Origin of the sequence: Carnobacterium pleistocenium FTR1, assembly GCF_000744285.1 — a bacterium.
Classification (GTDB): Bacteria; Bacillota; Bacilli; order Lactobacillales; family Carnobacteriaceae; genus Carnobacterium_B; species Carnobacterium_B pleistocenium.
The window spans coordinates 1,506,927-1,520,389 of sequence record NZ_JQLQ01000002.1 but is presented as its reverse complement, the minus strand read 5'-3'; the positions used below and the strand labels follow the sequence as shown (position 1 = coordinate 1,520,389).

Here is a 13,463-nt window from a genome sequence, read left to right as displayed (position 1 = left end):
TTTTTAATTTAGGATATGTTAAAATAATAGTACTTTTATAAAGTATAAGGAGTGTAATATATTGGATGATAATTCTCATGTGAAATTTTCTCTGTCATTAGAACCTGCTTTTCAAGTTATTTATTGGTCCATTTGTTGGCTAGTTTTTTTTTCATTGCTTATTTTATTTTTGGAAACTCAAACTATTAGTCTAATGATTATTATTTTGGTCATTATTTTTGGAGTACTTTTATTTTATGGATTTGGTTCTACCTTAAGAATAGAAAATAATAACTTAAAAAGCAATTATTTTAGAGGTATCAAAAAAGAATGTATTTCGCTTGATGAGATAAAAAAAATAACCTTTTCTACTAAAAGAGAAATCAGTTTATTTACTAACCAAGATAGAAAAGTTTCCTATATTTATTTAAATACGAAAAATAAAAAGAAATTTTACAATTACTTGAAAAATAAAGCACCGCTGATTCAATTAGAAGAGCTCAGTTTACAGTGAATTGGGTGAATTATACAGGTTTAAATACCTAAAAGACGGTATGCTTAATTTAAGCATATCGTCTTTTAGGTATTTTTAGTAATCATTAAATTAAATGAGTCGAACTATTCAAGGACAATAACATTAGTTGCTTGAGGACCTCGGTTGCCTTCTAAAATTTCAAATGAAACATGTTGTCCACTAGTCAAATATTTAAATCCTTCGTCGCTAACAATACCCGTAAAGTGAATGAAAATATCTTCGGTTTCGTTATACTCAATGAATCCATACCCTTTTTCGTTACTGAACCATTTGACTATGCCATTTTCCATTTACGAAACCCTCCTTAATGAACTTATCAAGTTAGAGCCTGTCTGTTTCTTTAAAAGCAATAAAAACAAAGGACTTAGTACTATTATAGAAATAATTTAGCTATCCGTCAATTTTGTAAAGCTTGAAAATTAGAATAGGAATAATCTGTTAGATTTTTAAGGAAACAAATAAATTTTTTTAAAATAAAGCAAACGAAAATAAGGTTATAATACGACAATTATCTAAAGCCGTCGTTACTCTTGTAAAGAATTTAGAATTATTTAAAAAACGATTAAATAAAACTTAATTAGGGCAACCTACAGATATTATGGATAAAAAATGGTAGAATGTCTAAGATGAATTAAAATGTTTAATAGAGGAAAGTGGAGATAAGCGATGAAAGAATTAAAAGTACAGAATTTAACAAAAACATATGGGGAAAAAGTATTATTCGATGATATCAGCTTTTCAATTATGGAAGGTGAAAGAATCGGTCTAATTGGTGTAAATGGCTCTGGGAAAACTAACCTACTGAATGTGATCACTGGAAATGATACGGGTGAAAAAGGCAGTATTCAAAAACAAAAAGATTACACTATCAGTTATTTGATGCAAGAACCAGATTTAAATCCTGATAAATCCGTTTTCGATGCTGTTTTTGAAGGAGATTCTCCTATTTTAGCAGCTGTTAGAAACTATGAAAAAGCATTAGACTTATTGATAGCAGATCCAATGGATGAAAAATATCAAAACAGATATTCTAGGGCTGAACAAGTAATGAATGATGAAAATGCTTGGATAGCTGATACAAATGCAAAAATGATTTTGAGTAAATTAGGTCTCACCAATTTAGAACAATTGGTAGGAACTTTATCTGGTGGACAGAAAAAACGAGTGGGTATAGCGCAAGTGTTGATCCAAGAACCTGATTTATTGGTTTTAGATGAACCAACCAACCACTTAGACTTTGAGACGATCACTTGGTTAGAAGGCTATTTAAGCTCTTATAGAGGAGCACTATTACTTGTTACTCATGACCGTTACTTCTTAGACCGAATTGTTAACCGCATGATTGAATTGTCTCATGGAAGTGCGACATTTTATACAGGGAACTATGAACAATACGTTATCGAAAGAGCAGAGAGACAAGAAGCAGCAGTAGTTGCTGACCATAAGAGAAAACAAATGTATACAAAAGAATTAGCATGGATGCGTACAGGTGCAAAAGCACGTTCAACAAAACAACAAGCTAGAATCGGACGATTTAAAGATTTAGAAGACAATTTGAATCAATCTAATTTAGACGAATCAGTCGAAATGAATTTAGAAGGTTCTCGCTTAGGAAAAAGAGTATTCGAGTTGAAAGATGCGTCGCTTAATTTAGGTGGGAAAGTAATTCTGGATCATTTCAACATGCTGATTCAAACGAAAGATCGAATTGGGATCAGTGGTGAAAATGGAGCTGGTAAATCAACTTTCTTAAATACTTTAGCTGGACGATTCCCATTAGATTCAGGGGAAATAGTTGTAGGAGAAACGGTGAAAGTTGCTTATTTCACGCAAGTTATTGAAGAAATGGATCCTAATAAACGTGTGATTTCTTATTTACAAGAAGTTGGAGAAGAAGTTGAAACCACCAATGGTGAACGAATCAGTGTAACAAATTTATTGGAACAATTTTTATTTGAGCGACAAACACATGGTACTCTTATTGGGAAATTATCCGGTGGCGAAAAAAGACGATTGTATCTATTGAAATTATTGATGCAGCAACCAAATGTATTGTTGCTTGATGAACCGACAAATGATTTAGACATTGCAACGTTGACGGTCTTAGAAGATTACATTGATACTTTTCCTGGAGCAGTGATTTCAGTTTCCCATGACCGTTACTTCTTAGATAAGACAGTTGGAAAATTACTAATATTTGATGGCAATGGAAAAATCAGACCATTTTATGGAAGTATTACAGACTATATAGAAGAAGAAAAAGAGAAAAAGCAAGGTCGTTCTGTCCAAAGTAGCGAATCAAGTGCAAAAGTTGACACACAACCGGAACAACCCACTGAGGATGGAAAAGTGAAATTAACATTTTCAGAACAAAAAGAATGGAGCACAATTGAAGAAGAAATGTTTCATCTTGAAAATAAAATAGAAACTGTGAAAAAAGAAATGGCAAAATCTGGCAGTGACTTTGGTCTACTACAAGAACAACAAGAGCAATTAGCAGCTTTAGAAAAAGAGCTAGAAGAAAAAATGAACCGTTGGGAATATTTAAGCCAATATTCAAATGATTAAGTTATAGGAGGTAAAGTCGTGGAGTCAGAATATTTAAATTTAGGAAAAAAAGTTTTAGAAGAAGGTCACAAAAAGACAGACCGAACAGGAACAGGAACCAAAAGTCTTTTTGGTTATCAAATGCGCTATGATCTTCAAAAAGGTTTTCCTTTGCTAACAACTAAAAGAGTGCCATTTAATTTAATCAAAAGTGAATTGCTGTGGTTTATTAAAGGAAATACAAATATTCGCTATTTATTACAACATAATAATCATATCTGGGATGAATGGGCTTTTGAGCGTTTCGTAAAAAGTGACGATTACACAGGACCAGACATGACTGATTTTGGCAGAAAAGCTTTAGTTGATTCTGACTTTAACGTCATTTATCAAGCCGAAAAAGAAGTTTTCTGTACTCGTATTTTGGAAGATGAAACATTCGCTGCTAAATATGGGGAGCTTGGCAATGTGTATGGGGCGCAATGGAGAAAATGGAAAACAACTCAAGGTGAAACTATTGATCAATTAAAAGAGGTTATCCAGCAGATCAAAACAACGCCAGACTCAAGACGGTTAATCGTTTCAGCGTGGAATCCAGAAGATGTACCTAATATGGCATTGCCTCCTTGCCATACACTCTTTCAATTTTATGTTGCTGATGGTAAATTAAGCTGCCAATTGTATCAAAGAAGTGCAGACATCTTTTTAGGTGTTCCTTTTAATATTGCGAGTTACGCTTTATTAACCCATCTGATTGCTCTTGAAGTTGGATTAGAGGTTGGAGAGTTTGTCCATACTTTGGGAGATGCACATTTGTATTCAAATCATAACGAACAAATGGAAAAACAACTAGCTAGAGAAACTAAAGGCTTCCCTTCATTAGTATTGAATCAATCAAAAACAAGTATTTTTGATTTTGAAATGGAGGATATACAAATCGAAGGATATGATCCACATCCTGGAATAAAAGCTCCAATAGCTGTGTAATAAAAAAAGAAAGTAGGTAATGATATGATTGCTTTTTTATGGGCTCAAGACAAGAATGGAGCAATAGGATACCAAGGAACTTTGCCTTGGTCGTTGCCGAATGATCTGAAATATTTTAAACAGATGACAATCAACAATGCTGTTGTCATGGGGAGAAAAACATTTGAAGGAATGAATAAACGTTCTTTACCTAACCGTATCAATATTATCCTCACCACTGATCCTAATTATCAAGCTGAAGGGGTCAAAATTATGCACAGCCGAGAAGAGGTACTCGATTTTGCTAAAGAATATCAGGGAGATACATTTATCACTGGCGGTGCAAATGTTTTTGATTTCTTTATGGATGATGTAGATATATTACACCGGACCTTGATTGACGGCGAATTTAAAGGAGATACGTTTATCTCTGAAATAGACTGGACAAAGTGGAAACTGGCTAAGACAGAAGTGGGTATGCTTGATGAGCGCAATAAATACCCACATGTATTCGAAACGTATGTACGAAATAACGAATAAGTAAAGACACTCAAGCTTTTTAGATAGAAATGTATACGTAAAATAGAGAATCTGGTATACTATTTTCATATATTAACCAGTAAAGGAGTTTTTCTTATGAAAAAAGGACGGTCAATTGTTGGTATCTTCCTTTTTTTTAGTATAGTCAGCCTTCTTATAGCTGGCATATTAATTTACCTAAATCAAACTAATGGATCTAATGATGAGGAAAAAGTGGCAATAAAAAAAGAGTCAGTCCACATCGTTGCCATAGGAGATTCTTTAACTGAGGGTGTCGGAGATGCTACGAATACTGGTGGTTATGTTCCTGTAGTTGCTGATTTATTAGAAAAAACGGATGCTTATGAAGAAGTAACCACAAGTAATTATGGGAAAAACGGAGACCGAAGCGATCAAGTTTTGGAACGTTTTCATGAAAATAAGTCTATCCAAGAAGATATTGCATCTGCCGATATAGTTGTTCTCACTGTAGGTGGAAACGATATCATACAAACCTTCAAACAATTTTTTTTAACCGCTACGGAGGAAAGTTTTATCTCTCCTGAAAAAGCTTACCAGGTGAATTTAACTGCCCTTTTAACTGAGTTTAAAAAGGAAAATTCTGAACTTGAATTATATGTTTTTGGTGTTTATAACCCTTATGATATTTATTTTCCTGAGATACCTGAAATGCAAAATATAGTAGAAAAATGGAATAAAACCACTCAAAAAATAGTAAATGAAACGGATAATGCTACTTTTATTTCTACGATGAACCTATTTAATCCAACATTGAAGCAAGCTGAGCTGAAAAACTTATCGCTAAATGAAGAAAATCCTAGTGGAACAGAAATCAATAATCCTTATCTATATGAAAAAGATTTATTTCATCCTAACGAAGACGGATATAAATTGATGGGAGAGACATTGTTTCAAGCTATTGAAGCTGAATAAAGAGGAATCTGAAGAAAGTAGAAGGGCATTTTTATGGAGATAAAAAGAAAGCAACAAAAGAGAGAATTGAATGGATGGAAGTGGGCTTTTCTTGCGCTGCTTTCAATTATTATTGGAATGAGTATCTGGTTTTTTACTCAGCTGACACCGGTTGTTATAGGTGAACCAAACCTAGAGACAAGAGACAGTGAAGAAGAAGCAATGTTTCAAGTATCTGCAGAAAAAGAGGATATCAATCAATTGGTAGCCTCATATCTTAAGAATGAAGAAATAGTAGAAGGTCCTGTCAATTACCAGTTTACATTAGAAAATCAAGCTCGATTAGTTGGAACGTTTCAACTATTTGGTCAAGATGTACAATTCCAGTTATTTATGGAACCTTTTGTAATGGAAAATGGCAATCTCCAATTTAAAGCGACTAGTCTCTCCATTGGGAGATTCAACGTACCCATTACTTTTGCAATGAATCAAATTAAAAATCAATTGAATCTTCCAGAGTGGGTAGCCATCGATAGTGAGCAAGAAACAATTGTATTTAATCTGAATGAATTCACTTTAGCTAGTGGGATGCATTTTTCGGTCGATAAAATTGATTTAGCTGAAAATGATATTCGAATCAATGCCTATATGCCAACCAAATAGGCATAAATATAAACAAGAAAGGATGAGGTTTGTGAAAGATACTGCGATATTTGCGGGAGGATGTTTTTGGTGCATGGTTTCTCCGTTTGATGAACAACCAGGAATTGAAAAAGTAATTTCAGGTTACACCGGAGGACATACTGTAGATCCTACTTACGAAGAAGTTTTGACCAAAACAACAGGTCATACTGAAGCTGTTGAAATAACCTTTGATTCTTCTGTTATTTCTTATGAACAATTGGTAGACATCTATTGGAATCAAACGGATCCAACAGATGCTATGGGTCAATTTCAAGATAGAGGAGATAATTATCGTCCTGTTATTTTTGTATTAAATGAGAATCAAAGAACGATCGCAGAAAAATCAAAACAACGATTAATTGCTAGTAAAAAGTACAAAAAAACGATTATTACCGTTATTGAAGAGGTCCAGCCTTTTTATCCAGCTGAAGAACAGCATCAAGAGTTTTATAAAAAAAATCCGGAAAAGTATGCTCAAGAGCAAGAAGAGCGACTGCACTACCAGCAAAGTAAAAAGTAAAGAAAGGAATTAGCTCAATGCAACGGCCATTTTATCATTATTTAATGACTGAAAGAGATCCACATAAAAGAGATGTCGTTACCTTGTTCGCAAATGCTGTTTATTTAGATGATAGTTTTCCTAAACAGTCAGAAGATTATCATGAAATCAGTCATTATTTAGAATTAAATGGCACATATTTAGAAGAAATGACAACTTTTGATAAAGCTTGGGAAATCTATTTAGACAGAGACAACTAAAAGCAATTAACCGACAGAACAAATAGGAGGAACTAATCATGAGTATACACATTGAAGCTAAAGAAGGTCAGATCGCCGAAACGGTATTGTTGCCAGGAGATCCATTAAGAGCAAAATACATCGCAGAAACCTTTTTAACAGAGGTAGAACAATATAATCGCGTGAGAAATATGTTTGGTTATACTGGGATGTATAAAGGGCGCCGTGTTTCTGTTCAAGGAACGGGTATGGGAATCCCTTCTATGATGATTTATGCTGAAGAATTGATTACGGGTTATAATGTGAAAAATTTAATACGCGTAGGAACTGCTGGCGGGATGCAAAAAGATGTTAAAGTGCGTGATGTCATCTTAGCTCAAGGTGCGACAACTGATTCAGCTATTGTAAAAAATACATTTGATAATCAAGTTCAATTTGCTCCAATTGCTGATTTTGATTTACTAAGAACAGCATATGAGATTTCGATCGAAAAAGGCATGAAAGTTAGAGTAGGAAATGTCTTATCCGCTGACCGCTTTTACAATACTGAACTAGATAAAAAGAAATTGGCTGATTATGGCGTATTAGCTACTGAAATGGAAGCAGCTGGTTTATATACAGTAGCAGCTAAATATAACCGTCGCGCTTTAGCTATTTTAACGATAAGCGATCATCTGATTACGGGAGAAGAAACGTCTTCCGATGAACGTGAAAAAACATTTAATGATATGATGGTCGTTGCGTTGGAAACAGCTTTAAAATTCTAACTAAATGGTTAAATAAGCATGAATCTTGGGTCAAATTGAAAGCAGAGAGGAACCTTGAAATTGGAGAATGAACCAAAAAAAGAAAAGAAACAAAAAGGAATCAAACCTTGGACTTATGGCGCTTCTCTCCTAATCGTTGCTGCACTTTCAATTGGTGGGACCGTTGCTGTTTTGAATGCCAATGATGATACAGACGGACAGGTTCAAAATCAATTAAGTTCTTCAGAATCTTCAGAAGCTAGTGTAGAAATAAATGCAGAAGATTTTGAAAAAATACAGGCAGTTTATGATACTTTGATGACGGATTATTATCAAGGCGTTGAAGAAGAAACCTTAATTGAAGGTGCCATTACTGGTATGACCGAAGCTGTTGGAGATCCATATACACAATACCTTGACGTAGAAGAATCATCTTCCTTAGATGAAAGTATTTCAGCATCTTTTGAAGGAATCGGTGCAGAAGTGATGATGCAAGGAGATAATGTTATGATTGTTTCTCCTATTGCCGAATCACCAGCCGAACAAGCCGGATTACAACCGAACGATATTATTTTAAAAGCTGATGATCAAGAATTAACGGGTATGAATTTAAATGAGGCTGTCTCGCATATTCGAGGGGAGAAAGGTTCTGAAGTTACCTTGACTATTAGACGTGGCGAGTCCACTTTCGAAGTGAAAGTAATTCGCGATACGATTCCTGTGGAAACAGTTGTTTATCAGCTAGACGAAGCAGACCCAACAATTGGATATATTGCCATCACTAGCTTTTCTTCACCGACGTACGATGATCTAGTGGCTGCTATAGAAGATTTAAGGGAGCAAGGTGCGGAGTCCTTTGTATTTGACGTCCGACAAAATCCGGGCGGTTTATTAGACGCAGGGTTAAATATTTCTAATCTGTTTTTAGAAGATGGGGATACTATTTTACAAACTCAGGAAAAAGATCAAGAACCTGTTCCAATTGTTGCTGATGACGCTACAATGGGTGATTTTAAAGTTACTGAGCCATCTGTTTTATTAGTGAATGAAGGAAGTGCTAGTGCCTCTGAAATTTTAGCAGGTGCAGTTAACGAATCTGGTAATATCAAACTAATCGGAACGCAAACATTTGGTAAAGGAACGGTCCAAAATGTAGCGCCATTTGAGGATAGCAGTGAATTGAAGATAACGATTGCAAAATGGTTGACACCAAGTGGTAAATGGATAAATGAAGAAGGAATTATGCCTACTATCGAAGTGGCTTTACCAGAATATGCAAATTTATTGATCATTGATAGTTCAAAATCTTATCAATTAGAAGATGTTTCTGAAGAAGTTGAAAACTTAGAAAAGGTGCTCGATGCCCTAGATTACTCTGTAGGAAATAGCGATGGATATTTTGACAAATCAACTCAAGAAGCCGTTCAACAATTTCAAACAGACAAAGATTTACCTATCGATGGTGTAGTAACAGGTGAGACAGCTACTCAATTGGTTGAATCTTTAAGAGAGCTGATTGATGAAAATGATACGCAATATGAAGCAGCGATAAAAGAGTTGCAATCAGCTGAATCTAGCAATTAAGAAACGAATGTTTTACAAACTAGAACCGGTTAAACTTACTAAGGAAGAGAGGTAGGAATTTTCTATCTCTCTTCCTTAGTAAGTTCGGCTTTAAATAAGTAGGTATTTTTAAAATTTTCTTGTATGATAGAACAAATAGATTGGTTTGGAGCGAATGATATGTGGAAAGAGTCCTGGAAGGAGTTTTCTTGGAAATGGTTTAAGGCAATAGTATTAGCTGGATCGATCACTATTTTATTGCGAAATTTTATCTTTATTCCTATGACCATTGAAGGTTCATCTATGATACCAACCTTTCAACCAGATGATCAAATTATTGTCGAAACAATATATGCTATAGAAAGATTCGATCTAGTTGTATTTCACGATTCGTCAAACCGGACTCTTGTAAAAAGAGTGATTGGTTTGCCAGGAGAGAAAATCCGATATGAAAATGATCAGCTCTATATAAATGATAAGAAAATTGAAGAAGATTTTTTAGACAACGATTTAGTTAATAACGCTGGAGGGGTTTGGACTTCTGATTTTACTCTAGAAGAATTGACCGGTGCTCAGACGATACCAGCAGATGAATATTTTGTGTTAGGTGACAATCGTAGATCAAGTAATGATAGCCGGTACTTTGGAAATATTCCACTAGATTCGATTATTGGAGAAACTTCCTTTACCTACTACCCTTTTAATCGCATAGAAAATGTCCAATAATTAAATAAAGAAAGTAGGGGAAAGCAGTTGAGTAAAATTAATTTTTCTGATGGTCGAAATCAACCAGAAAGATCTTTTGAGCCTAGAAAGTCACGTCATTCTTCTTCAAGTCAAAAACGCAAAGAAAATAAAAGTCTTGGAAGTGAAATTTTAAGTACGCTACTATATTGTGTAGTAGCATTGATTATTTTTTTTCTTATTCGAAACTTTTTATTCGCTCCAGTAAGTGTAGATGGCGAGTCGATGGTTCCTACTTTAGAAGATCAGGATCGCTTGATCTTAAATAAAATCAATAATATAGAACGGTTTGATATCGTTGTTTTCCCTGCTCCGGATGAGCCTGAAAAACAGTATATTAAACGCATTATCGGTCTTCCAGGAGACTCTATTCGTTATCAAGACGACACTTTATACATCAATGAAGAACCCGTTGAGGAAGATTATTTGCAAAGCTCCATTGAGGAAATGGCTATCGGAGGCAACTTTACAGAAGACTTTTCATTAGCATCTAAAACAGGTGTAGAAACGGTTCCTGAAGGAAAATACTTTGTTATGGGAGATAACCGTCAAAATTCAAAAGATAGTCGTATTTTTGGGTTCGTAGATGCTGCAACTGTAAGTGGAACAGCTTCTCTACGTATTTGGCCCCTTAGAGAAATTGGTTCTATCGATAACGATTAAAAAAGAAATAAGAAAAAGACTTTAAGCAAGCTGTTCTTTTTTTGTGTAAATAGAAAGGTGAAAAAGTATGAACATTCAATGGTTTCCAGGACATATGGCAAAAGCGAGACGCCAAGTAACAGAAAAAATAAAACTAGTAGATATTATATTTGAACTAGTGGATGCAAGAATTCCACTATCAAGTCGTAATCCAATACTAGATGAAATAATCGGTGAAAAACCTAGAGTCATTATTCTAAATAAAAGTGACTTAGCTGATCCTATTCAAACAAAAAAATGGGTAGCGTATTTTAATGAGCAAGGAATAGCAGCGGTCCCTATTGTTGCGCAAGAAGGTAAGGGCATGAAACAACTTATGGAAAAAGCAAAAGAACTTTTGCAACCTAAATTTGATCGAAGAGCTGCTAAAGGTATTAAGCCTCGTGCAATTCGAGCAATGAGCATTGGGATTCCTAACGTTGGGAAATCGACCTTGATCAATCGTTTTATAAAGAAAAATGTTGCCATAACAGGGAATAAACCGGGAGTGACAAAAGCACAACAATGGCTAAAACTAGGCAAAGAATTGGAATTACTCGATACCCCAGGTATTCTTTGGCCAAAATTTGAAGACCCAGCAGTCGGCGAAAAATTAGCATTGACAGGTGCAATCAAAGATACCATTTTACAAATGGATGAAGTTGCGATGTATGGAATCGGTATAATGAAAACTTATTATCCAGAAACATTTGCTAAACGATTCCTTCTAACTAAAGAAGAATTAGAATTAGGAACACCTGAACTATTAATGCTGATTAGTGAACGAAGAGGTTTTCGAGAAGACTACAGCCGCGCAGCAGAAATGTTGATCTATGAAATTAGAAGTGGTAAAGCAGGACGATTCACATTAGATATTGCTCCGGTTTCTTTACCTAAAGAATAGGAGAACAAGAGTGGAAAAACCAGTAACTATTTTGGCAATTAAAAAACTTTTAACAACAATCACTGACCCGGCGGATGAACGATTGGCTCAAATCATGAATGATTCACGTAAAGGCGTGGTAAAAGCTTATCACACTTGGGAAAATCAGTTAAAAAAACAGCAATTGATTCTTGAAAAACAACAAGAAATGCTCCAAATCGAGCACTATTTTTGGGAAAAGGGAACACAATACATTGCTGGAATTGATGAAGTAGGAAGAGGGCCATTAGCTGGACCAGTTGTGGCTGCTGCTGTTATATTACCAATTGATTTTGCTGTGTTAGGGATCAATGATTCTAAGCAATTATCTAGTACAAAACGAGAATTATTATTCGACCAAATAAAAGAATCAGCTATAGCTATTGGTATTGGTATAAAAAATCACCAAGTGGTTGATGAAGTAAATATATATCAGGCAACTAAATTAGCAATGATCGAGGCCGTTCAGCAGTTGCCCCAACAACCTGAACAGCTATTGATTGACGCCATGCATTTGCCTACCAGTATACCTCAAGAAAGTTTTATTAAAGGAGACGCCAAAAGTTTGTCTATCGCTGCGGCCAGTATCATTGCCAAAGTAACAAGAGATAGAATGATGGCTGACTACGACGAGGTATATCCTGGATACGGTTTTTCTGAAAATGCCGGTTATGGAACTAAAGTGCATTTAGAAGGCTTAGAAAAACATGGGGTATGCCCAATCCATAGGAAAACATTTGCTCCCGTAAAAAAAATGCTACAGTAATAAAACTCTTTAAATCACCAAAATAAAAACAAAAAACGAATGAACAGGAGTATGCTCCTATTCATTCGTTTTTTGTTATTGGATATGGCTACGATATAAACCAATGACTTTACCTAAAATGCTGACTTCGTTAAGTAGGATAGGATTCATTGTATCATTTTCAGGTTGTAATCGATAATGATCTTTTTCTTTATAAAATCTTTTACAAGTCGCTTCATCATCAACAGTCATAGCGATGACAATATCGCCATTATTAGCTGTGCCTTGCTTGCGAATAATAACCTCATCGCCATCAAAAATACCTGCGTTGATCATACTTTCTCCTCGTATGGTCAACATAAATAGGGATTCATTTTCAAATTGTAAATTTGGTGGAAGTGGGAAATAATCTGTTGCTTCTTCTACTGCTAAAATAGGTTCGCCGGCTGTTACAGTTCCTAATAAAGGAATTTTATCTAACGCAATACCTAATTTACTTAAACCTAATGCTGTTAATTCAATTGCTCGTGGTTTACTAGGGTCTCGTTGAATATAACCATTTTTTTCTAAGCGAGAAAGATGCCCATGTACTGTTGAGGTTGAAGATAATGAGACAGCAGTTCCAATTTCTCTAACAGTTGGAGGGTATCCCTTCAATTTAACTTGACTATAGATATATTGCAAGACCTCGACTTGTCTTGATTCTGGATTTTTACTCATAATAGATATAAACACCTCGTTTCTTTTTTTATCATTTTAAGATTACCATATATGGTATAACAAATCAAACAAACGTTCGTAGATAAAGAGGATAAAAGAATGTTTTTTTTAAAGAAGTTTGTTACAATTGAACAAGAAAATAAAAATAATGTTGGAGTGATTAGATGTTGCCAAAAGAACAAATTGAAAGAATAAATGCTTTAGCTAATAAATCGAAAACAAAAGGCTTAACCATCCAAGAACAAGTCGAACAAAAAAAACTTCGTGATGCTTATATTGAAGCTTTTAGAGGTGGAATGAAAAACACAATTGAGGGTGTGAAAATAGTTGATGAAGAGGGCAATGATGTAACTCCTGAAAAATTGAAAGAAATACAAAAAGAAAAAGGCCTTCATGGCAGATAAGAACAAATAAATGTTCTTGAATGTGATAAGTATTAGA

17 protein-coding genes are annotated in these 13,463 nt (G+C 34.7%); 15 read left to right on the top strand and 2 right to left on the bottom strand.

Features of this window, described 5'->3' with window-relative positions; all coding sequences use genetic code 11:
* Nucleotides 1–61: 61 nt before the first annotated feature.
* Nucleotides 62–493, top strand: coding sequence for an EbsA family protein (locus tag BP17_RS07420; RefSeq protein WP_035053050.1), 432 nt, complete (start codon nt 62–64; stop codon nt 491–493).
* Between the two features lie 104 nt (nt 494–597).
* On the opposite strand, the gene BP17_RS07415 is transcribed toward BP17_RS07420, so the two are convergent.
* Nucleotides 598–804: a cold-shock protein gene (locus BP17_RS07415; protein WP_035053048.1), complete on the bottom strand. Its 207-nt coding sequence runs from the start codon at nt 802–804 to the stop codon at nt 598–600.
* Nucleotides 805–1,180: 376 nt separating this feature from the next.
* Here BP17_RS07415 and BP17_RS07410 point away from each other — a divergent pair, with 376 nt between their 5' ends.
* The 13 genes from BP17_RS07410 to BP17_RS07350 all read left to right on the top strand — a co-directional run bounded on the left by BP17_RS07410 (nt 1,181) and on the right by BP17_RS07350 (nt 12,323).
* A complete protein-coding gene (locus BP17_RS07410; protein WP_035053047.1) occupies nt 1,181–3,082 on the top strand; it encodes an ABC-F family ATP-binding cassette domain-containing protein in 1,902 nt (633 codons plus the stop codon).
* Nucleotides 3,083–3,100: 18 nt separating this feature from the next.
* Nucleotides 3,101–4,048, top strand: a complete 948-nt coding sequence (locus BP17_RS07405) for a thymidylate synthase (protein ID WP_035053045.1) — start codon at nt 3,101–3,103, stop codon at nt 4,046–4,048.
* 24 nt (nt 4,049–4,072) lie between these two features.
* Nucleotides 4,073–4,567, top strand: a complete 495-nt coding sequence (locus BP17_RS07400) for a dihydrofolate reductase (RefSeq protein ID WP_035053043.1) — start codon at nt 4,073–4,075, stop codon at nt 4,565–4,567.
* 96 nt (nt 4,568–4,663) lie between these two features.
* Nucleotides 4,664–5,500: an SGNH/GDSL hydrolase family protein gene (locus BP17_RS07395; RefSeq protein WP_035053040.1), complete on the top strand. Its 837-nt coding sequence runs from the start codon at nt 4,664–4,666 to the stop codon at nt 5,498–5,500.
* Nucleotides 5,501–5,533: 33 nt separating this feature from the next.
* Nucleotides 5,534–6,142, top strand: a complete 609-nt coding sequence (locus BP17_RS07390; RefSeq protein ID WP_035053038.1) for a YpmS family protein — start codon at nt 5,534–5,536, stop codon at nt 6,140–6,142.
* Nucleotides 6,143–6,164: 22 nt separating this feature from the next.
* Nucleotides 6,165–6,683, top strand: coding sequence for a peptide-methionine (S)-S-oxide reductase MsrA (gene msrA / locus BP17_RS07385; RefSeq protein ID WP_084676320.1), 519 nt, complete (start codon nt 6,165–6,167; stop codon nt 6,681–6,683).
* A gap of 17 nt (nt 6,684–6,700) precedes the next feature.
* Nucleotides 6,701–6,922 (top strand): YozE family protein, encoded by a 222-nt coding sequence (locus BP17_RS07380; RefSeq protein ID WP_035053034.1) that lies wholly within the window; start codon nt 6,701–6,703, stop codon nt 6,920–6,922.
* A gap of 38 nt (nt 6,923–6,960) precedes the next feature.
* A complete protein-coding gene (gene deoD, locus BP17_RS07375; RefSeq protein ID WP_035053032.1) occupies nt 6,961–7,668 on the top strand; it encodes a purine-nucleoside phosphorylase in 708 nt (235 codons plus the stop codon).
* A gap of 60 nt (nt 7,669–7,728) precedes the next feature.
* On the top strand, nt 7,729–9,231 hold the full coding sequence (locus BP17_RS07370; RefSeq protein WP_035053031.1) for a S41 family peptidase: 1,503 nt from the start codon (nt 7,729–7,731) through the stop codon (nt 9,229–9,231).
* Nucleotides 9,232–9,390: 159 nt separating this feature from the next.
* A complete protein-coding gene (lepB, locus tag BP17_RS07365) occupies nt 9,391–9,936 on the top strand; it encodes a signal peptidase I (RefSeq protein WP_035053029.1) in 546 nt (181 codons plus the stop codon).
* A 27-nt stretch (nt 9,937–9,963) separates the two neighbouring features.
* Nucleotides 9,964–10,617: a signal peptidase I gene (gene lepB, locus BP17_RS07360; RefSeq protein ID WP_035053027.1), complete on the top strand. Its 654-nt coding sequence runs from the start codon at nt 9,964–9,966 to the stop codon at nt 10,615–10,617.
* 67 nt (nt 10,618–10,684) lie between these two features.
* Nucleotides 10,685–11,539, top strand: coding sequence for a ribosome biogenesis GTPase YlqF (gene ylqF / locus BP17_RS07355; RefSeq protein WP_035053025.1), 855 nt, complete (start codon nt 10,685–10,687; stop codon nt 11,537–11,539).
* A 10-nt stretch (nt 11,540–11,549) separates the two neighbouring features.
* Complete coding sequence (locus tag BP17_RS07350; RefSeq protein WP_035053023.1) at nt 11,550–12,323, top strand: ribonuclease HII; 774 nt, start codon at nt 11,550–11,552, stop codon at nt 12,321–12,323.
* Between the two features lie 75 nt (nt 12,324–12,398).
* Here BP17_RS07350 and lexA read toward each other — a convergent pair whose 3' ends face one another.
* Nucleotides 12,399–13,022, bottom strand: a complete 624-nt coding sequence (gene lexA / locus BP17_RS07345) for a transcriptional repressor LexA (RefSeq protein ID WP_035053021.1) — start codon at nt 13,020–13,022, stop codon at nt 12,399–12,401.
* Nucleotides 13,023–13,186: 164 nt separating this feature from the next.
* Here lexA and BP17_RS07340 point away from each other — a divergent pair, with 164 nt between their 5' ends.
* Nucleotides 13,187–13,426, top strand: coding sequence for a DUF896 family protein (locus tag BP17_RS07340; RefSeq protein ID WP_035053019.1), 240 nt, complete (start codon nt 13,187–13,189; stop codon nt 13,424–13,426).
* The last annotated feature ends 37 nt before the right edge of the window (nt 13,427–13,463 follow it).